This window comes from Hallella colorans (genome assembly GCF_003096815.1).
In the GTDB taxonomy this organism is placed as follows: domain Bacteria; phylum Bacteroidota; class Bacteroidia; order Bacteroidales; family Bacteroidaceae; genus Prevotella; species Prevotella colorans.
This window is the reverse complement of the sequence record NZ_QENY01000017.1, coordinates 1-21,204: the sequence shown is the minus strand read 5'-3', so window position 1 is coordinate 21,204 and position 21,204 is coordinate 1. Positions and strand designations below refer to the sequence as shown.

Below are 21,204 nucleotides of genomic sequence, written 5' to 3'. Positions count from 1 at the left end.
CGAAAATAAACTGTTGAAAATAGCTGACAAACATGCCTTTAATTTTCGCGTATTTACAACTGGTTTGGTGGAAGCTCCCAAATATGCGAGTTTCGTCAATGTTTAGTAAATCGTTGTTTTATAGATAGATATGAGCTTTTCAATATAAAAGGGTGAATAAAAGAAAGAATTAATAGTGCCATTAGTGCTTATTCGCCATGCGTTTAGTGCCTATCCGTTGGACGATCAAGTCCGAAACGACGTCCCTTTACGGCTCAAACGCGGTGCCAATAGACTGTAATCGCAAAGCGCGCATGCTGTGATGATTGGCGCAGACGCAAAAAATGGCGCGTCGTCTCATCATTCCGCTTCTAATAGGACATGTGTCGACCCACTTGTTTTTGTGATTTTTTCATGACACAATAAAACGAGGCTCGCTTTTTCTTGCATGTTCATTTATGCGGCTCTCTTCGTTTTTATTCTGCCTTGAGCACCATAATTTCCTATCCGCTCGTTGAGCCACGCGCGATAGTCTTTATTTTATAGTATCGTCAGCAATGCCTCTGTTTGTTCTTTCTTTTATTTTTTTTGCTTGAACAAGTCTGTTTCCCGACATTTCTTCATATATTTGCACAAACTATCTACAAAATAATTATAAAACGAAAATGAAACATTCGCTCATCACTCTGCTGTTGCTCACAGCTCCGTGCGGGCATAATGTTTGGGCGCAAACGCCCAATCGTTATAGTCCTAAGTTGAAAACCTACAACCTTCCTAAAAACAAGATTTACCGTCAAGGGTGGATAGACTATAACAAGAACGGCAAAAAAGATGTCTATGAAGACCCCAAAGCCAATATAGACGACCGCATCGACAACCTCATCAGCCAAATGACGCTCGAGGAGAAAACTTGCCAGATGGTGACGCTCTATGGCTACCAGCGCGTGTTGGAAGACGATTTGCCCAATGAAAGTTGGAATCAGAAATTGTGGAAAGACGGTATCGGGGCAATCGACGAACACCTCAACGGTTTTCGTCAATGGGGATTGCCACCCTCTGACAATCCGTGGGTGTGGCCCGCTTCCAAACATGCGTGGGCCATCAACGAGGTGCAACGCTTTTTCGTGGAGCGAACCCGTCTCGGCATACCTGTCGATTTCACCAACGAGGGTATACGAGGCGTGGAGAGTTACAAGGCCACCAATTTTCCCACACAATTGGGCTTGGGAACCACGTGGAATAGAAAACTCGTTCGCAAGGTGGGCTATATCACTGGTAGAGAGGCTCGGCTGTTAGGCTATACCAATGTGTACGCCCCCATATTAGACGTGGGGCGTGACCAGCGCTGGGGGCGCTACGAGGAGGTTTATGGCGAGAGCCCTTTCCTTGTGGCTGAGCTTGGCGTGCAAATGGCCTGTGGCATGCAGACCGATTGGCAAGTGGCGTCCACGGCCAAGCATTTCGCTGCCTATAGCAACAATAAGGGCGCGCGAGAGGGTATGGCGCGCGTGGACCCGCAGATGCCGCCCCGAGAGGTTGAGAACATACACCTTTACCCATGGGGCAGGGTGGTGAGAGAGGCCGGATTGTTGGGCGCCATGAGCTCTTATAACGATTACGATGGCGTGCCCATACAGGGCAGCCGGTATTGGTTGACCGATGTGTTGCGCCATCGTTTTGGGTTCAGGGGCTATGTGGTGTCGGATAGTGATGCATTGGAATATCTCTATTCCAAGCATCACACTGCCGCAGACATGAAAGAGGCCGTGTACCAAGCCGTTATGGCCGGGCTTAATGTGCGTTGCACTTTTCGCTCGCCCGACTCGTTTGTGCTGCCCCTGCGCGAGTTGGTCAAGGAGGGGCGCATACCGATGGACGTCATTGACGAGCGCTTGAGAGATATTCTCCGCGTCAAGTTCATTGTTGGCATCTTTGACCACCCCTACCAGATGGACCTGCGAGCGGCCGACAGGGAGGTGAACAGCAAAGAAAACCAGCAGGTGGCTTTGCAGGCTTCGCGTGAATGTATTGTGCTGTTGAAAAACCAAGACAACTTGCTGCCTTTGGATAAAAGCAAAGTGAAGCGCATAGCCGTGTGCGGCCCCAATGCCGACGATGCGGCGTATGCGCTGACCCATTACGGTCCGTTGGCTGTAGACGTGACGACAGTACTCAAGGGCATACGCGACAAGGTGGACCGCGACGTGGAGGTGACTTACGCCAAGGGGTGCGAGCTCGTGGATGAGCATTGGCCAGAATCAGAGTTGGTCGATTACCCGATGACAGCGCAAGAGCGTAGCGAGATAGACCGGGCCGTAGCTTTAGCCCGTCAGAGCGATGTGGCGGTGGTGGTACTCGGTGGCGACGCTCGCACGTGTGGGGAAAACAAGTCTCGCTCGTCATTAGACTTGCCTGGCAGGCAGCTCCAGCTCTTGCAAGCCGTGCAGGCAGTAGGCAAGCCCGTGGTGCTTGTCCTCATCAACGGCCGGCCATTGTCCGTCAATTGGGCTGACAGGTTTGTCCCCGCCATATTGGAGGCGTGGTATCCCGGGTCGCAGGGAGGAGCCGCTGTGGCCGACGTGCTTTTTGGTGACTACAATCCCAGTGGCAAACTTACGGTGACATTTCCCAAAACCGTGGGGCAGATACCTTTCAATTTTCCCTCCAAGCCTGCCGCGCTGGTTGACGGTGGCAACACTCTGGGACCGTTGGGCAATGCCTCGCGTGCCAACGGCGCACTCTACTATTTTGGTCATGGCTTGAGCTACACCACCTTCGCTTATTCCAATTTGCGACTATCGGCCAAGAATATTGGCGCCACAGATACTATTGTTGTTAGTTGCGACGTGTCCAACGTGGGGAAGCGCGCCGGCGACGAGGTGGTGCAACTCTATACGCGCGACGTTGTCAGCTCGGTTACCACCTACGAGAAAAATCTTCGCGGATTTGAACGCGTGCACCTTGAGCCTGGACAGACACGTGCGGTATCTTTTGTTCTGAGGCCCGAGCACCTGCAACTCATCAACGAGCGAAACGAGCGTGTGGTCGAGCCGGGTGATTTCAAAGTGATGGTAGGCGCGTCGTCGGAGGATATCCGTTTGGAAGATACGTTTACTGTCGTGGACCGGCGTGCCTCGTCCACTGGCGGTAGGCGCGCCTTCAAGCTCGACGTGGTGGCGGAGCCTGCCAGCGTTGACGCTCAAAAGGCCGTTGACGGAGACACGGCCACTTTTTGGCGTGCGATGGAAAACGCCATGTTGACCATCTCGACGCCAGCCTCCGAAAAGATAGGGGCCCTGACATTTCATTGGGCGCCCGGCAGCTCGGCAGACGCCACTTATACCATCCAATTGTCTTCAGGTGGAGGACAATTTCTCGATATATACACAGGACAACGCTCGGGCGATTGGCAAAGGTTTCAAATTAACCGCTCGGGCATCAGTGACATCCGGCTCATTTGCCGCAAAGGTAAGTTGAACGTGGCCGAGATAAAAGTCGAGAAATAATTTGCGACATCCTTATTTGAGACAGACGGCGCGTCAATACCTGCTCCGGATTTAATGGCATGGACACATTTGGCGTTGCCGTCTACCTGATGATTAGACGCGGCTATAACAAATAAAATATTTGGATGGATGTTTAACGCTGTCATACCAATGCATCATGGGAGATACGTAGCGCGCGTGTCTCACCATGATGTATACGTATAAATGATACTGTGTTGATGGTATCGTGAACCTCCCAAAAGACTCGTTAGATGGCTCAAATATATACGCTTGCCATGCCTTTACAAGGATAACATGGAGAGCGGGGCTTGTATCATTTATGACACGATATGTTTTGTCGCGCCGGTGACGCGTCTATTTTCCGTCATGGGCGTTTTATACATCTTGATTATGGGTGGGAATAACTAATCATGCGCATGGGCGAATAATGACGCTGCGCTTTTTTTTGAACGTGGTCGGTTGAAAATCGCAAGGTGTTCTTGGTATTCTCGTTGGATATATCTAACTTTGCGAGCGCTTAATTTAAAAATAATATTAGTTTAAGGCAGGATGATTTATTTAAAAAGAGAAGCCAAATTGTTGACGATAACAACTTTGGTGTTTTTTCAACCATTAGTCCCAACGTTTTTGTACGGCAATAATGGCGCATTGTCCAAAAAATTGCCAGAAGCGTACAAAGTGAAAAAAGGACACGTGGAGAGTGCTGATACCATGAGTTTTAACATGCCTGTTGACCTTAACGAAGTTGTCGTGACAGGTCAAGGTGGCGCGATTGAGAAACGCAGATTATCTTCTAATGTGACCAAAATAGCGGGCAAAGACTTGCTGCGACAGTCTGTTGGTCGTATGGACGAGATGCTACGCAATGCCATTCCCGGTGTGCAACTTTCACTTTCGGGCGCTCAACCGGGCAGCACGTCTATCGTCAAGGCGCGTGGTCTTTCGTCGGCTTTCTCCAATGCGACACCTATTATATATATAGATGGTGTGCGCGTGGACAACCTAAACACAGGTTCCTTTCTCAATTATTCCAAGCATGGCTATGGCGCCAATCCCTATACCATTGGCGACATGCCCATGGGAGAGATGGCGTCGTCGAGTGCGCTGAGTGACATCTCAATGGAAAATATTGACCACATCGAGTATGTAAGCGGTGGAGCGGCCACCACTCTCTATGGTTCCGACGCGGCCAATGGCGTGATACAAATCTTCACCAAGAAAGGAAGTGCGGACGGTTTTCATGCCTCAGTGGGCGTAGATATGGGCTGGGACAAGGCCACCACGCAGTTTTATCATTTCAAGCGCACGGCCGACTTGCTCAACCAAACGGGTTTTGAGCAGCGTTACCGGTTGTCACTGAGCGGTGGAAACGACAAGTATGGTTATAGCTTGGGCGCCAACATGGGCGAGAACACCGGTATCGTGATACACAATAACAATGCGCAGAAGAGGTACGACTTGCGTTTTGGGTCGCACGCGCGCATTACGTCTCAATTGGAATACCAAAACTCTTTTGGCTTTGTCGCTGAAGATTACAAACGTAGTCGCAATGGCAATCAGGGCTTTTATACCGGTTTGTGGTTTGCCGAGGGTAGCGCGGCTTGTAATTTTAAATACACGGATGCCAATGGTAAAGAGCGAAACTATCCGGCGGACATAGATGCGGCTGGCGCCGACGTGTATGCGCGGATGCGCTCTTTTGTTCACGGCGCGGAGGCCATGCAAGACTACAAGGAGAGCACCAAGCGTTTCCAGACATCGCATATATTGATTTACAAGCCATGGAGGAATGTCACGCTCAAGAGTACTTTTGGCATAGACTACAGAGCCAATAACAACAAGGAGATTGTGACCAACCAATATTTGATACACACACATGTAAAACCTGTGGGTACTACCGATGCCGGTCGCATTAACAATTTTGACAGAAACTATTTCGGTCTTACCGCGGATGTAAACGGGCAATATAAGTATTATTGTCGAGACTGGTTGAGTAATATTCTCACGGCAGGCTTTCAATACTTCAACACGCGCGACCATCAAGCCATCTATCATGGTACGAACGTGCGCGACGGCGCCAGGGTGATGTCCGGGGCAGGGGCCGTTCAAGCTGACGAGTGGCTTAATTACCTCCACAGCTATGGGTTTTATGTGCAAGACAACATTGGGTTGTGCAATAAATATTATTTGGATTTTGGCGCCCGTGTAGATTACAACACGGCTTTTGGCGAGAATGTGAAGTGGCAGTTTTATCCCAAAGTGGGGTTGTCATATGTGATGAGTGACGAGTCTTTCCTGTCCTCATGGGTGAAAAACGGAATGATTTCCACGTTGCGTTTGTTTTGCAACTATGGTGTAGCCGGAAGCTATCCTCCACCTTTCGCTTATCAGAAAACAATTAGCGTGATGGGTTTTCTTGGCAAGCAGGCTGCCACATTTGGCCAGTATGGCAACCCAAATTTGGGTCCGGAGAAGAAACATTCGTTTGAGGTGGGCTTCGAATCGTCTTTTTTTCATGATTTCGCCACGCTTGCTTTTACTTATTATAACTCGCGCACCAAAGACGCGCTCTTTACCATCCCCACATTGCCATCGGCTGGACGAGCTGCCACCCAATTGGCCAACATCGGGGAAATAGGCAATCAGGGTGTAGAGATCAATTTGGGACTTCATGTCATTCGTACCAAGGATTGGCTCGCGACGGTGCGCGCCGCTATCAACACCAACCGCAATCGAGTGCTGAGCGATGGCGGTACGGTGCCTTTCAGCATAGGAGGGTTTGGGCCGGAGACCATCCAAACTGCTGTCGAAGAGGGCAAGCCAGTGGGCTTCTTGCGCGGAAATAAGGCGGTGCTCAATGCCGATGGCACGCTCAAGGAGGTGCTGCGCATGCAAGATTTGGGATCTACCATACCTACATGCTATGGCAACGTTTCATTGGACCTGCGTTACAAGGATTGGCAGCTGTGGATGAGCGGTGATTATCAGATGGGTTCTTACGTACATTCTTTCGACCGACAGTTTCGCTTCTCCAAAGGGCTGAAAGACAATGCCATCCCCGAGGCTGCGCTGATGGGCAAGTCGCAGAGAAAGGCGTGGCTCAATTTTACCAATTATTTCGTGGAAAAGGCAGATTTTTTCAAGGTGCGCAACATTGGATTAAGCTATCTATATCGGGCCAATGGCAAGCTTCACGTGCTTAAAAGCGTACAAGTCAGTTTAAACATCAATAATCCGTTGAGTTTCACGGCGGCGTCGGTAGACCCCGAGGCTGTCATTTCGGGAGCGCATTCGCAGGGCGCCGTCGCTACGGGTGGATTGAACTATTCCACTTTCTCTTTGCCCAAACAATATATTTTCTCACTTAAATTCAATATGTAAACCATGAAATTTTACAATACATACATTGTTCTTGCGGTGGCGTCATTGCTTTTGGGCTCATGCAATTTGATAGAACCTAATGATATTGAAAATCCGAATGTCACGGAAAAAGCCTATCTTGAGGGCGGAAACGCCATGGATACATGGGTGAATGGCCTTGACAGGACGTTGGCGATGACCGTGAGCAATTTCTGCTTGCAGACCGAGATCATATCTGACAATTATTTCAACAATTATACAAGAGAGAGCAAGCTCTTTGACAGACCGCAGCTATTAAATAACGATCCTGACGTGAATGGCATGGAGCGCGGTGTGGCCCAGCTGCGTTCGGCGGCCGATTATGGACTTGACGTGGTGCGCCATCGTGATAAAAATGTTACCAAAAACCATCTCTTCAAACTCTACTATATCAAGGCTTACTCTTATCTGCTCGGTGGTGAGAATTTCATGGCCTTGCCTGTGAGCGAGGGTGGTGAGGTTAAAACGTGGAAGGAGCTTTTGCGACTGTCCCTGAAGTGTCTTGAAGAAACAGAGCCATACATTGGTAATGACACCGAACGCTCGTTGGTTCATACGCTTAGGGCGCGGGCGTACTATCGGCTGGGTAGCGTGGACGATGCGTTGAAAGAGAGCGAGGAGGCTTTGCGATTTAGCTCAAATTTACTTTGTCAGGTTGCTTTTGATGGTGTAAATGGCGTGGTAAATACGATGCAGGACGATATTTGCAAGGCCATGTACCAGCCCTTGCCACGATTGAATTTTCTCAATCCCAAATACGTGCAGCGCACATCCATCTATGAAAGCGCTATCTGTATTGCTAAAGCCGAGGAAAACTACCTTATCATGGCCGAGGCGCTGCTTGCCAAAGGCGATGAACACGCATGCAAGGCCAAACTTCATGAGCTGCTCAAACTTGTGCAATCGCGCCCTGTGTTGTCTGGAGTGAAAGACTGGGCTAAGACGCGTGCCACCGGCGGCATCAAAGAATATCCTGATAGTGCCATATACCAAGTGGCCGCGTCGCCCAGTGATCGTTTTCGCGATGGATTGGTATTAAGCCGTAAGAAACCGCAAGTGATAAGTATTCCAACTGTTTCCGGCACGTCGGTGACACCCCAAATGATAGACGATTGTCAAAAGCATGACGACCTCCTTGAGCTAATCTACCTGCTCAGGCAGGAAATTTTCATGGCCGAGGGGCGTCGCATGAACGATTTGGGCATTAGGTTGCCTATTAGCGAGGTGGAGGCTAAAAACACTTCCACGGCCGCGCCATTCGTCCAAGCCGAGATACCCCCGTTCATACCGAAAGATCAAGGCATGGATGCTTTCGAGCTTGACAAGAAAAATTTTCGGGTAACCATTAAGTATAACATGAACCGAATAATTGTCGAGAACAAGTCTACGCCTTTTGTCGTGCCTTTCGAATAGACAAACCACCACGGTTTTTACGAATCCACGAGTATGCTATAGACGTGCGTACGCTGCTCGTTAGCAACTCGTGCGATTTGTAAATGAGATTTTCTCTGGGCGAGATTATGCGGTAAGGCGGCTACCCCTGTTGTTTCTCGTTAAATTATAAACTTAAAATATAAACGATGGACTATCTTCCAAAAGACCCCGCCATCCTTGTGTCGAGCGTCAATATGTTGCTACGAGACGAGGAATTTGACAGTTTGGCAGCTTTGTGTTACAATTTTAACACGACACCAGACGATATCAAGAGTTACCTCTTGCGGCATGGCTTTGTGTATAGTGACACACAGCGGCAGTTTAGGCCCATGGGCTATGACAAGGGGGATGGATAAGGTTTCACATCCCTCTTCTTGTCTGAACACATGGCTCTCAATGATGGCGATTTGACGATTTTAATATGTTACGAATAAAAAAAAAGATCTTGTGATTTATTTTTTTTTATTTAAAAAGGCTAACTAAAAGAGCTTTTTCGTAACTTTGCGCCAACAAAAATACAAGAAATCATGTGTGGAATAGTGGGATATATCGGCAAACGGCCAGCGTATGACATTTTGATAAAGGGCCTTCGCCGATTGGAGTATCGCGGATATGATTCGGCAGGCGTGGCGCTTGTCGATGACACCGAGAAGCTGAAAGTGTACAAGGCCAAAGGAAAAGTGAGCGACTTGGTGGCCGCGACTCAAGAAAAGGACTGTAGTGGAACCGTTGGCATAGCGCATACACGCTGGGCCACTCATGGGGAGCCATCTGTAAGGAACGCGCACCCACATGTGTCTGAGTCGGGCAACTTGGTAATCGTGCACAATGGTATTATAGAAAACTTTACCTTGTTGCGTGAGCAGCTGGTGAAAAGAGGCTTCCATTTTCAAAGCGATACAGACACGGAGGTGCTCGTGCAACTTATCGAGTATGTCTATCAGAGCAGTGATTGCACTTTGGTTGAGGCTGTTCGCCAAGCGTTGGGAATGTGTATAGGCGCTTATGCTATCGTTGTCTTGGACCGCCGCCACCCTGATACGATTGTCGCCGCGCGCAAAGGATCTCCCTTGGTTATTGGTATTGGAAAAGATTCAAGCGAGTTTTTTATAGCCTCAGACGCCACGCCCATCGCTGAATACACAAAAAAAGTGGTGTATGTGGATGACGAACAAATAGCATTGTGCCATCCGGGCAAGGATTTGGAAATAATAGACCTCAAAAATCAGCATGTGGACGTCAATGTGAAGCATATAGATGTGGACATTGACATGCTTGACAAAGGTGGGTATTCTCATTTTATGCTCAAGGAAATTTTTGATCAGCCACGCTGCCTGAAAGATTGTATGAGTGGACGATTGATTGATCAAGATGTTGTTTTGAGCGCTGTACGGTATAATCGCGAACGTTTGTTGTCGGCATCAAGATTTATCATCGTCGCTTGCGGAACAAGTTGGCACGCGGGTCTAATAGCCAAACAGCTTATCGAACATTTTTGCAAAATACCCGTAGAGGTGGACTATGCGTCAGAGTTTAGATACCGTGACCCTGTCATTTTGCCTACTGATGTTGTCATCGCGATTTCCCAAAGTGGCGAAACCGCCGATACTTTGGCAGCCATCCAACTGGCTAAAGCCAGTGGAGCTTTTATTTTTGGTATTGTCAATGCCGTTGGCTCGAGCATAGCGAGAGCCACTCAAACGGGTGTGTATATACATGTAGGGCCAGAGATAGGGGTGGCCTCGACCAAGGCGTTTACAGGTCAATTGACGTGTTTGACATTGCTGACATTGGCATTGGCCAAAGCCAAGGGCACGCTTGAGGAAGCGGAATTTAAGGCCTTGACGGCCGAGCTGTCTAAAATTCCTGAGAAAATCAAGGCCGTTTTGGATCACAATGACGAAATCAAACAATTGGCACGTACCTATACTTATGCCACAAATTTCTTATATTTAGGTAGAGGCTGGAACTATCCGGTGGCTTTGGAGGGAGCGCTTAAACTAAAGGAAATTAGCTACATTCACGCCGAAGGATATCCTGCGGCGGAGATGAAACATGGGCCGATAGCTTTGGTTGATAATATGATGCCTGTTCTTTTCATCGCCACTCACCATGAGGGATATGAGAAAATCATCTCAAATATGCAGGAGGTGAAAGCGCGCGGAGGGCGTATTATAGCAGTGGTCACGGAGGGAGATGAGCAAGTTCGCAAAATCTCTGACGAGTGCATATATGTGCCACAGACATTGGCTCCATTGGCTCCTCTGCTTTCTGTCATACCATTGCAGTTGTTGGCTTATCACATCGCGGTGGAAAAGGGCCTTGATGTGGATATGCCTCGAAACCTCGCTAAAAGTGTGACCGTGGAGTAAAAACGTTGATGGAAGACAGCTGTCTGTAACATATAACATCCGCTATGAATTATTTTATCATCACAAATGGTGTCCAACAAGGGCCGTTCACATTGGATGAGCTTCGTCAGCATAACATATCCTCAGAAACATTGGTTTGGACTGAGGGGATGTCCCAATGGGAGCCAGCGTGGCAGATTGAAGAGTTGAAAGCGCTGTTCTATAACAATGAGTCGTGTGTCACAGGCGCGACACCTCCACCACCACCACATGAGGTCAACGGCCAAATAGCGGAATTTTCCGCGCGACAACAGTGTTGCCATCGCGACGATACGGTGTCAAACGCTTCTTTGCCTCCAAAAAGACGTGGCGTTTTGTCGTGGGTACTATTGGTTTTGTTCGGCTTGTTTCTGGCAATGGTATTAACCAATCCGTCCAAAGAGGCCCATCGCCAAGTGTTAAAAGAAAACATTACCCGTGCGTTGACCAAGACTGTTGCTGACGACAGTCATGGCTTGTTTGCGCGAGGCTTCAATATGTTTGGCCAATTGTTTGCCGGCCCACTCGTCGATGAAATCCTGAATGAGGCGCTCGAATATCACAATTACATCATTTTTTCAGCAACTTCTGTGCAAACTGACAAGGGTAATACCACCACATCATATGGCATGTTTGGCAAGGTGCTTGCCGCGGACGAGGAGGTGATCGTTCAGGCCATCAACGCCTCGAATAAGGAGGTGGGACGTGGGGCTGTTGACGATGATTTGATAGACAAGCGGAGCGACGGCAATCAGGGGAATGAGGATTGGCCAGATGTCTCAAATGCCGATACCGCCACGATTAAAGGTAAATCTGGAAGAGCCATCGTGAAACAAGTGCAAAAGCTGTTAAAGGATAAAATAAAGCAGAAAACTGACAGTATAACATCTGATGATGTGGAAAAAATCGTTGACAAAATTTTTGAATATGCCAAAGGTTTGTGACACAACCATCAATTGTTGGTTGCTGCCATTAATATAAGAGCGTTTCCAACAACTATGCTGTTAACCCATTAATCAATCGCCAACAATGCGGTATGCGTGTCGTGTCTTTCATAACTTACATACCGCATTGTTCGTGATTGTTATTTTCTTGGACTACTAAGCCAGTCGGTTGGTCGTGATACCCGATGGCATGGGGCACGCGAAAAGAACCGTATGTGTGTGACGGCGCGGTGTTATTTGGTGTCGTTAAAGCGGTTTAGTATTTCTCCATAGGCGTCTATCCGCCGGTCCCGAAGAAATGGCCACCAACGCCTTACCTGTTCGCCATGCGCCAAATCCACCTCCACGATGAGTCTTTCCTCATCCTTGTCGCTTGCCCTACAATATAGCTCGCCTTGAGGGCCGGCTACGAAACTCGATCCCCAAAACTGTATACCCTTGGTCTGCCCGCTCGAATCAGGTTCAAACCCTACTCTGTTCACTGCCACCACGGGCAATCCATTGGCCACGGCGTGTCCTCTTTGCACCGTTGTCCAAGCCTCTCGTTGCCTCTCTTGCTCATCCTCTGGGTCGCTGCTTTCATAGCCTATGGCTGTCGGGTAAATCAGTATTTCGGCTCCTCGCAGTGCCATTAGTCGGGCGGCTTCAGGATACCACTGGTCCCAGCAAACCATAACGCCCAACCGTCCTGCCGACGTGTCGATGGGCATAAAGTCCAAGTCGCCCGGCGTGAAGTAAAATTTCTCGTAGTAGGCAGGGTCGTCCGGAATGTGCATCTTGCGGTATTTGCCAGCGATGGAGCCGTCTTTTTCTATCACCACCGCCGTGTTGTGATAGAGGCCCGGCGCCCGTTTTTCAAACAGCGATATTACAAGGACCACGCCACATTGCTTGGCTATTCTCCCAAATAGCTCCGTGGATGGTCCGGGTATAGGCTCGGCCAAATCGAACAGCGACACATCTTCTGTTTGGCAGAAGTACAATGAGTTGTGCAATTCTTGCAAAACAATGAGCTGTGCGCCTTTTTGGGCCAAATCTCTGATTCCCTGCTCCAGTCTGTTAAGGTTGTCTTGTATGTCCGCTACATTGTGAAGTTGCAATATTCCAATTTTTATTTTCATATCATTGCGTTGTTTGTTCTTTTGTTTTTGTCAATTTGTGTATTATCTGACAGGCCCATCATATGGCCTCGTGTCAAGTTGATGCTCTTGCGGCGATTAGTCCAGTTTTCCGTCTCTGAGTATGCCTTGTGGATATTGCATGGTCAGACAGTGTAGCGAGCCATGCTGTCGAATCACGGTCGTGGCGTCTATTCCCACGATTTCTCGGTTTTCAAAGGCCATGCCAACCACCTCTAATGCTTTTGCGTCAATATCAGGCTGTTGATAGGTGGGTACGATGACGGCTCCGTTCAGAATGACAAAGTTGGCGTATGTGGCGGGCAATCGCTCGCCGTTATCATATATAGGCCGTGGCATGGGCAGCCTCAACAAGCGATAGGGTGCGTCGTTCAGCGTTCTCAATGTTTTCAACTGTCGTTCCATGGCTTTTAGGTCCGCGTAGTGTTCATCCTCTATGTTGTCGCACCCCACATAGAGTAGGGTGTCATTTGGGGCCATGCGCACGATGGTATCAATGTGCCCATCTGTATCGTCGCCTGCCAGATGCCCATGGTCTATCCATATCACCCTCTCGACACGAAGGGTGTCTTTTAGTCGTCTTTCTATTTGTTGCATGTCCATGGGCTGGTTTCGATGCGGAGCCAATAGGCACGAGGTGGTGGTCAGTATGGTACCTTTCCCGTCGCTTTCCACCGCCCCTCCTTCAAGCACGAAATCATTGTGATCCTCTATTTTCGCGGAAAACAAACCTTGCTGGTAGAGCTTACGAGTGATGGCGTTGTCCTTGTCCCAACCAAATTTTTCTCCCCAGCCGTTAAATTTGAAATCAAGTAGTGTTTTGTCACCTTCTTTGTTGTCGTCCCTCAGAGGGCAAGCGAGGGTTATCGCGGCGTGATCTCTGGCCCAAGTGTCGTTGCTGTCACATTCTGAATATATCACGTTGGCCATTCCGTCCGCTCCCAGTCTGTTGGCAAGCAGCTTTTTCACGGCGTCGACATGTGGCGTCACGACCAAGAGTTTTTCGTGTCTTGTGATTTTGTCGGCCAACTCAATGAATGTCTTTTCTATGTCTTTGAGATACGGTTTCCAGTCTGTGGCTTCATGCGGCCAAGTGAGTTGGATTGCGCTTTGTGGTTCCCATTCGGCAGGAAAGGTTAGCTCGCGGTGTTTTTTTGTTGTCATAAAACAAAATGTTTCAGTCTGAAAAGCTAAATATTTGCTGTATCATGCAAATTTAGTCAAAATACTTAGCATATTGTATTCGTTTAAAAAAAAATCTTCTCCCCAAGTCAATTTTCTTCCTTGTTAATTTTATATGATCGCTTGTTCTTTTACCTAAACATGAGGTGTTGTTCAATTTTTTTGCCTAAATTTGTGGAAAAATAGATTGTATGCTTGAATTTAAGGATGCAAGAATAGCTTTGGGCGGTGGCAGATTGTCCACGCCAATTTCTGCTGTGATTAATCAAGGCGAGATGGTGTGCGTTAGTGGTCCGGTAGCCTCGGGCAAGAGTGGGTTGTTGAGGGCGGTCATGGGGCTGGCGCCTGTGCAGTCTGGTCATATCACCATTGACGGCGAGCTTGTGGCTCCCGGAGCTTCTGGCTATTTGCGAGGAACCATGTCTTATGTACCCCAGCGACTGCCTGACGTTACGATGAAGGTGTCTGAGTTATGCCAGTATGTGTTTCGCTTGCAGGCCAATCAAAGTAAGAATCTTCGCGTAGAGGCCATGATACCATACCTTCAAGAGCTTTCCATGTCCGGGACAGTGCTGCGACGTGATGTCAACGAGATGGATTCGCGGCAGTTGCAGTTAGTTATGATAAGTATGTTACCTCTCTTGCGCCGCCCCATTATTCTTGTTGACAACGCCCCTCAAATGCAATGCGTGCACGATTTCTTTTGTCATCTCACGGCCAATGGCTCTGAATTGCTCTATACTTGTGAAGAGAATCAGATGGATTGCGACAAACTTTTAAAACTGTAGACTATGAAAATAACATGGCTTGGCTTTTTATTCAGTCTTATTTTTGTGCTGTTTCCGTTGTATGTCATATATAGATTTGACTTGCGGAGCTTTCGCCGTTTCCTTGTCGCCGCGCTCACCATGACAGGCAGTGTGGCTGTCACGGCGTTGGGCATATATCTGCTAACGGTATGGAACAATGTGTTTTTCACCATTCTCTCAGGCGTTGTGATGGCGATAGCCGGAGCCGTTTTCTCTATCCGTAAGGCAAAACTGAAGGCAGGGCGCTTGTTGGTGCCGGTGCTGTGTGGTGTCATTATTGCTGTGTTTATAGTGGGTTTGTACGCGCTTTTATTGGTTTTGGGATTAAAAACGACATTTCATGCACGTTTCTTTGTGCCCGTGTTCGGATTGCTTGCGGGCAGTGTCATAGGTCCAAACGCCCGTGCGCTTCGCATGTATTATATGGGATTGACCCATCACAACCAACTGTATTATTACCTTTTGGGCAACGGCAGCAGCCATCGTGAGGCCACAAGTCATTTTGTCAAGCGTGCTTTTCAGTCGGCTCTCAATATGATGACGCGCCAAATGAGCGCTTTGGTGTTTGCCAATGCGCCTGTTTTGATGCTTGCTTTGGTGCTGACGGGAACAGACGTTTTGACAGCGGCGTTATTGCAAATCTTGCTGTTTTTCATGGTCCTCACGGTGTCATTCGTGTCTCTTTGTATTACACTGTTGGTGGCACGGCATTATAATTATGACGAATACGAGCGTTTGCGCTCTGTCCAAAAAGGTACGTCCGCATCCACTAATGCATCTCAATCTTCAACGTCTTCAACCAATCTTTCAACACAGAGCCATACTGATTTTGAGAATCAGCCACAAGAATCAACACCCGAGAGCCATCTGCCAGTTTAGGCCCAAGACACATTCCCTCATAGTTGGCCAATGTTCTTGATAGCAATGTCAATTTTGTTCGCCATGTGGAAAGTAGATCTTTTTTTAAGTTACCAACCGTAAACTTGAAGAGCTTGCAGTTGACAAACGCTCCTATCTTTTTTTTAGGCACATAAAACTCGCGCTCAAGCACCAATAAGTTTCCGTCATCTAATGCGCACATGGCCACCGCACCATGTGCGTATAGCCACGCCTTGTCCGCGTTGGCAATGGGAGAGTCAAGGTGGTAGACATATAGATGCCGTGGACGATAGAGAGAGTCAAACGACTGTATGAATATAGTGTCGCTTTCGTTGCAGGTCCATAGCGTCCGCGTGCTGTCGTTGAACGACAACGCTTCCAAACCGAGATTGGCTGGCAGATGTCGGTACACTTCCGGTAGTTGCGCTTCTCTCGACGTTCGGTTTCCATCCAGTTTGTATTCCAATATTCTGTTGTCGCGCTCGCCTGATATCAAAATGGTGTTAGATAGAGCGTTAAACGCGATGCCCTCGTTGTCGCGATTCTCAAAGCCGGAAGACCTGAAACCTAAGTTTTTAGCCGACAGAAGCTCGCCCGACACAGAGTCCACGTCTATTTCAAAAACAAAAAATCCATCCTCCTTGCTTTTGTCACTCACCACGGCATAGTGATTGTTTCCCAGCCATGCTATGCCGCTGTAATTGCCCGCTGGGATGGATTGTGGAAACGCGAATTGCTTATTTTCGGTAATCTTGCATTGCGCCAATCCTCGTATGGCTATTCCCGCAATCAATAAATACAGTATAAATCTCTTCATATGTTTATAGATATAAAACGAATCTATATCTTTAATTATTGCCCCAAAAAGCCGAGTATTTGTTTGGTTGTACAAAACTATTGTTGTAAATTTGCATCATAGCAAGGAGATAAAATCGGGGGGTTGTATCGATTCGATCGGGATACTCATCAAATTACATTGAAAACCGAGACAACTTCTCTTGTCAATGGCGGGCCACATAAAGCGCGTCGCGCCTAAGCCGCAAGGCCAGTGGATTACAAAGACGGGGAGCTCTCATCACTTTTATAGTAGGAGTTTTCATCACATCATCGTTACGATCCCCTTTAAAATAATGGAGAATTGAGTTTGGGGAGATTTCCTTTGGCTCGGTTCTCTTTTTTTGTTTAATGACTATCCTGCGTGGGCAAATTGCCCGCAAGGTATAACACATCGTAAACCAACAGATATGTTTAGTGGCATCGTAGAAGAGATGGCTACCGTTGTGGCCATCAACAAGTATCAAGGAAACATTGATTTCACCTTGAGGTGTTCTTTCACGTCCGAGTTAAAAATAGACCAGAGTGTCGCTCACAATGGCGTTTGTCTCACGGTGGTAAGTATAGAAGGCGACACTTATACTACCACGGCTATGAAAGAGACGCTCGACCGCTCTAATTTGAGACTCCTCAAGGTGGGTGACAAAGTGAACGTGGAGCGATCGATGATGATTAATGGCCGATTGGACGGGCATATTGTACAAGGGCATGTAGACCAAACTGCAAAGTGCGTGGCTTTGGATGACGCTGATGGCTCAACCTATTTCACGTTTGAGTATTTGGCTGATCAATCTATGGCGCGCCGTGGTTATTTCACCGTGGACAAGGGGTCGGTCACCGTCAACGGTGTGTCGCTCACCGTGTGCCAGCCAACTGCCAATAGCTTTAAGGTGGCCATCATTCCTTACACGCGCCAAAACACCAATTTTTGTAATATCAAAGTGGGTAGCATTGTCAACTTGGAGTTTGATATCTTGGGCAAATATATAGCTCGGCTAAACGACTTTTCTTGACGTCGCGCGTTTCAAAACAGGGTTGGCGAAATGTTGCTGCCGCAAGTTTTTTCACTAATCAATGTTAAAATTCGAGTCTGTTCCCAACTTTATCCCTTCTGTTAGCGTCTAAACACCAAATCAGTAATTAATGCGTACCTTATGAAAAAGTCATTCCTCGTTCCAGTCTTTTTGTCGTGTTTTATCACTTTTTCGCATCTTTGCGAGGCTAAGGTGTGGACATTGCAAGCCTGTGTAGACTATGCGTTGAAGAACAATATCACACTTCAGAAAAACAATCTCAAACACCTTGCTGCATTAGAAGACGTCAAACTGAGCCAAGCCGCCTTGCTGCCGTCGCTCTCGGCCTCCACCTCGCAGAATGCCACCTACAACCCTTGGCCTGAGACGGGCAGCTACATGCTCGCGGGTTCCAAGGTGCAATCCAATGTTGACAAGGTTTACTACAATGGCTCATATATTGTGAGTGGTAATTGGACGGTATGGAATGGAGGGCGTAATCGAGATCAAATCCAATCCAATCGTCTTGTCGCGGACCAAGCAGCGCTTGATAGTGCCACCACATCCAACAGCATACAAGAGCAAATAGCTTCTCTCTATGTGCAGATACTCTACTCGAAAGATGCTATGGAGGTGAGCCGCAGTACATTGGAAACTTCAAGGATGAACGAGAGTCGTGGACGTGAGTTTGTCAAGGTGGGTAGCATGAGCAAGGCCGACTTAGCGCAGTTGGTGGCGCAGCGAGCTGCCGACGAATATGCCTTGGTGCAAGCTGAGAGTGGTGTGCGCGAGTACAAACGGCAATTGAAACGATTGCTCCAAATCACTAACCAAGAAGATTTTGACGTGGTGGCTCCCACGACTACCGACGAGATGGCATTGCGTCCCATTCCCGACGTGCCGTCTGTCTATGATCGCGCGCTGCTCGCGCGTCCCGAAATACAAAGCGCGCTGCTCGCGATCAAGAACAGCGCATTGCAGATACGCATGGCCAAAGCACAGCGATTGCCCACTGTTGTGGCCAATGCGGGTTTGGGCACCAACACCACTTCCATGAGCAAAAACGCTTGGGGGACGCAGATAAAAACCAATTTTGGTGTCAATGGAGGCTTCAGCGTGAACGTCCCTATATTCGATAACCGACGCATCAAAACCGATATCAGCAAGGCAATATTATCCAATCAGAGCTACCAATTGGATTTGAAAGATCAGCAGACCAATCTTTATTCCGTCATCGAAAACTATTGGGTTCAGGCCGTGAACAACCAAGCCCAGTTCAAAAGTGCGCGCGTACGCACGCAGAGCGCACAGGAAAGCTATGATCTTTTGAGCGAGCAGTTCAGGTTAAAACTCAAAAACACCATAGAGCTAATGAACGGCAAAGACGCCCTTCTCAAAGCTCAACAGGCCGAGTTGCAAGCCAAATACCTTGCCATTCTGAACATTTATATGCTCGAGTTTTACCAAAGTGGAAAGATTGTTTAGATTTTCTTGCGGAGCTGTCCTCCTGCGTTGGTGTGCCTTATAAGGATGGCGAGAGATTATTGTCAGTTGAACAGGGCACCTCTTTTTTTTCAAAGCGGCAGGCAGACTGATTAAATTGGCATGATTATAGTGGCGATTAGTTTGTGTCGCCTATTTGAAACAACAGCGTTGATAGGGTTTAAAAATGAGAAAACCGAGTTGTACAATGTTAACAACTCGGTTTTCCTAATAGGTGTAGGGACAATCGGGCTCGAACCGATGACCTCTGCAATGTGACTGCAGCGCTCTAAACCAACTGGGCTATGCCCCTATCCTTCAATGCCCATCTGTTGTAAGGGTAGCACAAAATTAGACATTTTTCAGGATATGGCAAAATTTTAAACCATTTTTTTATTGTCTCAAGTCTATTTTGTTTGTTGAGGCGCATGCGATCAAGGTTGCGTTGATGGGCGTGGTCGCTTCTTGCGGAGAGTCAAGATATTCAGAAAGCCTATGACGCGGGTAGAAACCATGCCTTGACAAGCAGGTTTGTGTCGTCTGTGATATTGTTGGATATGTTGATAAAAAGTCATCAAAAAATGACAACCAAAACTTGTTGTCCTGCAAAAAAAATTAGCAAGAAATTGTAGCCATGTTCACTTTGCAATACATTTTCGCGTTCCAGCCGTCGCGATTAGTATCTATTGACGTTGCGTCAAGGCCTTAAAGGTCGGGTGATGGCATGTTAATCGAGCTGCGTTTAATGCCTATTCTCATGGTGAATAAGCACTAATGGCAATTCGTTATCATTAATTTTTATGAGAGAAATGATGAAAATCTTTGCAACGCAGTGAGTTTCAGATTGTTATTTAAACGTCTCATGCTTCGCGTATTTGCGAGCGGCGCCATGTCTGTCTGTAAATAATCGATTTCTATACAACGTTTTGTCAGCTATTTTCATGAACAATATTTTTTCATGGACGTGCCATGTAGGGTATGCCGCATGTGAAATTTTTAAATAAAAACTCATTATCGGCTTTGTTGATATTATAAGTGTTCTTGTCGCATGCTTTAACTTATCACACTTCACAGCCAAGTCGCACACGCTCGCAATAATCAGGGGGGCGATGGCCAAGTGTGACGAATAATGTATAAACATGCTTCATTTCTTAGTTTCGAGTCTTTACCATACGTCTGCAACGGTCATTCTTTGTGTGCAACCTAAATGGTCTACCTCTCTTGATAGATATTGTTTGGCATTTTATGTTGTAATGGAAAGATTTGCTGGATAATAACAAAAACTTAGAGCGAAAAAAGCGTTTTCATGATTTTTTGTTATCTTTGCATGAAGACAATTGTAAGTGATAGTCTTATGAACAAAACCATAACACCAAACGAGTATAGGCAAGAGCTTCGTCAGCGCTTGTTGAGGATTGCCATGCGCGAGTTTAGGAGCAAAGGCATCAAAGCAGTGAAGATGGACGATATCGCGAACATTCTCTCGGTGTCCAAACGCACAATGTATGAGACTTTTGAGAACAAGGAGCATTTGTTGATGGAGAGCGTGAAGGCTGAGTACGATGGTTTTGATCGGCACATGCAAGCGTTTGCGGCTGAGAAAGAGCGGCATGTCATAGATTTCATACTTGAGACCTATCGTCTGCACATGGAAAGCCTAGAGGACACGGTCCCCAATTATTACGCCGATTTGCGTAAATATCCAGAGGTGTTGGCGTGGATGGAAGAAAGGCACAATGAGTTTCAAGAGCGAACGTGTCGTTTTTTTGAGGAGGGTGTGCGGCAAGGTTATTTCAGGCAAGACGTGAATTACGAGCTGATATACAGGGTAACCACAGGATCGCTCATTTATATCATGGAAAACCAAATGTACAAACAATACGATTTGAAGCAAATATTTCGAGACATTGTAATGCTTTATTTCCGTGGACTTTGTACCAAGAAGGGTATAATTGAACTTGATAATCAGATACTTGCGCTCTCTCAATGATGACGTGTGGATTTTACATGATATTTTTAACCTGTTTGGCGATGTTGTAAAAAGCTTGTTAAAACTTGACGGACAAAGAAAAAAAGTATTAACTTTGTGGCACGAAGGAGAGGTTTGTTGATTGGAAATTATTGCTGTCCGGTAAAACTTTATTAAACAAAATAATTTAGGGCTGACACTTCTCACGAGGTGTCAGCCCTTTTGGTTATCTTTGTTTTTACTAA

The 21,204-nt window shown here is 47.3% G+C and carries 14 protein-coding genes and 1 tRNA gene; 11 read left to right on the top strand and 4 right to left on the bottom strand.

Annotated elements, in window-relative coordinates; all coding sequences use genetic code 11:
• The first annotated feature begins 644 nt into the window (after nucleotides 1–644).
• From C7379_RS08895 to C7379_RS08870, 6 genes are all read left to right on the top strand, one after another.
• A complete protein-coding gene (locus C7379_RS08895) occupies nucleotides 645–3,485 on the top strand; it encodes a beta-glucosidase (protein WP_116617007.1) in 2,841 nt (946 codons plus the stop codon).
• A gap of 549 nt (nucleotides 3,486–4,034) precedes the next feature.
• Complete coding sequence (locus tag C7379_RS08890) at nucleotides 4,035–6,866, top strand: TonB-dependent receptor domain-containing protein (protein WP_116617006.1); 2,832 nt, start codon at nucleotides 4,035–4,037, stop codon at nucleotides 6,864–6,866.
• A gap of 3 nt (nucleotides 6,867–6,869) precedes the next feature.
• Complete coding sequence (locus C7379_RS08885; protein WP_116617005.1) at nucleotides 6,870–8,297, top strand: hypothetical protein; 1,428 nt, start codon at nucleotides 6,870–6,872, stop codon at nucleotides 8,295–8,297.
• 167 nt (nucleotides 8,298–8,464) lie between these two features.
• Nucleotides 8,465–8,674 carry a DUF4250 domain-containing protein gene (locus C7379_RS08880; protein ID WP_116617004.1) on the top strand — a complete coding sequence of 70 codons (210 nt, stop codon included), beginning with the start codon at nucleotides 8,465–8,467 and terminating at the stop codon, nucleotides 8,672–8,674.
• Nucleotides 8,675–8,845: 171 nt separating this feature from the next.
• Nucleotides 8,846–10,690, top strand: coding sequence for a glutamine--fructose-6-phosphate transaminase (isomerizing) (gene glmS / locus C7379_RS08875; protein WP_116617003.1), 1,845 nt, complete (start codon nucleotides 8,846–8,848; stop codon nucleotides 10,688–10,690).
• A 44-nt stretch (nucleotides 10,691–10,734) separates the two neighbouring features.
• A complete protein-coding gene (locus tag C7379_RS08870) occupies nucleotides 10,735–11,652 on the top strand; it encodes a GYF domain-containing protein (protein WP_116617002.1) in 918 nt (305 codons plus the stop codon).
• 233 nt (nucleotides 11,653–11,885) lie between these two features.
• Here the strand turns inward: C7379_RS08870 and C7379_RS08865 are convergent, their stop codons facing one another.
• Both C7379_RS08865 and C7379_RS08860 read right to left on the bottom strand, forming a co-directional pair.
• Nucleotides 11,886–12,773, bottom strand: a complete 888-nt coding sequence (locus C7379_RS08865; protein ID WP_116617001.1) for a carbon-nitrogen hydrolase — start codon at nucleotides 12,771–12,773, stop codon at nucleotides 11,886–11,888.
• A 96-nt stretch (nucleotides 12,774–12,869) separates the two neighbouring features.
• The gene (locus tag C7379_RS08860) at nucleotides 12,870–13,955 is read right to left on the bottom strand and encodes an agmatine deiminase family protein (protein WP_116617000.1); all 1,086 of its coding nucleotides are present in this window, start codon (nucleotides 13,953–13,955) and stop codon (nucleotides 12,870–12,872) included.
• Nucleotides 13,956–14,164: 209 nt separating this feature from the next.
• Here C7379_RS08860 and C7379_RS08855 point away from each other — a divergent pair, with 209 nt between their 5' ends.
• Both C7379_RS08855 and C7379_RS08850 read left to right on the top strand, forming a co-directional pair.
• Nucleotides 14,165–14,761 carry an ATP-binding cassette domain-containing protein gene (locus C7379_RS08855; RefSeq protein ID WP_116616999.1) on the top strand — a complete coding sequence of 199 codons (597 nt, stop codon included), beginning with the start codon at nucleotides 14,165–14,167 and terminating at the stop codon, nucleotides 14,759–14,761.
• Between the two features lie 3 nt (nucleotides 14,762–14,764).
• Nucleotides 14,765–15,661 (top strand): ABC transporter permease, encoded by an 897-nt coding sequence (locus tag C7379_RS08850; RefSeq protein WP_116616998.1) that lies wholly within the window; start codon nucleotides 14,765–14,767, stop codon nucleotides 15,659–15,661.
• Here the strand turns inward: C7379_RS08850 and C7379_RS08845 are convergent.
• The gene (locus C7379_RS08845) at nucleotides 15,552–16,478 is read right to left on the bottom strand and encodes an esterase-like activity of phytase family protein (protein ID WP_116616997.1); all 927 of its coding nucleotides are present in this window, start codon (nucleotides 16,476–16,478) and stop codon (nucleotides 15,552–15,554) included. The two genes, C7379_RS08850 and C7379_RS08845, sit on opposite strands and share 110 nt — an antisense overlap.
• Nucleotides 16,479–16,905: 427 nt before the next feature.
• Between C7379_RS08845 and C7379_RS08840 the strand changes: the two genes are divergently transcribed.
• Both C7379_RS08840 and C7379_RS08835 read left to right on the top strand, forming a co-directional pair.
• The gene (locus tag C7379_RS08840) at nucleotides 16,906–17,508 is read left to right on the top strand and encodes a riboflavin synthase (RefSeq protein WP_116616996.1); all 603 of its coding nucleotides are present in this window, start codon (nucleotides 16,906–16,908) and stop codon (nucleotides 17,506–17,508) included.
• A 141-nt stretch (nucleotides 17,509–17,649) separates the two neighbouring features.
• A complete protein-coding gene (locus tag C7379_RS08835) occupies nucleotides 17,650–18,993 on the top strand; it encodes a TolC family protein (protein ID WP_116616995.1) in 1,344 nt (447 codons plus the stop codon).
• A 235-nt stretch (nucleotides 18,994–19,228) separates the two neighbouring features.
• On the opposite strand, the gene C7379_RS08830 is transcribed toward C7379_RS08835, so the two are convergent.
• Nucleotides 19,229–19,303 (bottom strand) — tRNA-Val (locus tag C7379_RS08830).
• Between the two features lie 1,041 nt (nucleotides 19,304–20,344).
• Here C7379_RS08830 and C7379_RS08820 point away from each other — a divergent pair.
• Nucleotides 20,345–20,980, top strand: a complete 636-nt coding sequence (locus C7379_RS08820) for a TetR/AcrR family transcriptional regulator (protein WP_116616993.1) — start codon at nucleotides 20,345–20,347, stop codon at nucleotides 20,978–20,980.
• The last annotated feature ends 224 nt before the right edge of the window (nucleotides 20,981–21,204 follow it).

Bases quoted from the DNA above. Each gene is read 5' to 3' on its own strand.
- C7379_RS08845 (WP_116616997.1), bottom strand. From the start codon at position 16,478: ATGAAGAGATTTATACTGTATTTATTGATTGCGGGAATAGCCATACGA.
- C7379_RS08820 (WP_116616993.1), top strand. From the start codon at position 20,345: ATGAACAAAACCATAACACCAAACGAGTATAGGCAAGAGCTTCGTCAG.
- C7379_RS08890 (WP_116617006.1), top strand. From the start codon at position 4,035: ATGATTTATTTAAAAAGAGAAGCCAAATTGTTGACGATAACAACTTTG.
- C7379_RS08860 (WP_116617000.1), bottom strand. From the start codon at position 13,955: ATGACAACAAAAAAACACCGCGAGCTAACCTTTCCTGCCGAATGGGAA.
- C7379_RS08835 (WP_116616995.1), top strand. From the start codon at position 17,650: ATGAAAAAGTCATTCCTCGTTCCAGTCTTTTTGTCGTGTTTTATCACT.
- C7379_RS08880 (WP_116617004.1), top strand. From the start codon at position 8,465: ATGGACTATCTTCCAAAAGACCCCGCCATCCTTGTGTCGAGCGTCAAT.
- C7379_RS08865 (WP_116617001.1), bottom strand. From the start codon at position 12,773: ATGAAAATAAAAATTGGAATATTGCAACTTCACAATGTAGCGGACATA.
- C7379_RS08850 (WP_116616998.1), top strand. From the start codon at position 14,765: ATGAAAATAACATGGCTTGGCTTTTTATTCAGTCTTATTTTTGTGCTG.
- C7379_RS08840 (WP_116616996.1), top strand. From the start codon at position 16,906: ATGTTTAGTGGCATCGTAGAAGAGATGGCTACCGTTGTGGCCATCAAC.
- C7379_RS08870 (WP_116617002.1), top strand. From the start codon at position 10,735: ATGAATTATTTTATCATCACAAATGGTGTCCAACAAGGGCCGTTCACA.
- C7379_RS08855 (WP_116616999.1), top strand. From the start codon at position 14,165: ATGCTTGAATTTAAGGATGCAAGAATAGCTTTGGGCGGTGGCAGATTG.
- C7379_RS08895 (WP_116617007.1), top strand. From the start codon at position 645: ATGAAACATTCGCTCATCACTCTGCTGTTGCTCACAGCTCCGTGCGGG.
- C7379_RS08885 (WP_116617005.1), top strand. From the start codon at position 6,870: ATGAAATTTTACAATACATACATTGTTCTTGCGGTGGCGTCATTGCTT.
- glmS (WP_116617003.1), top strand. From the start codon at position 8,846: ATGTGTGGAATAGTGGGATATATCGGCAAACGGCCAGCGTATGACATT.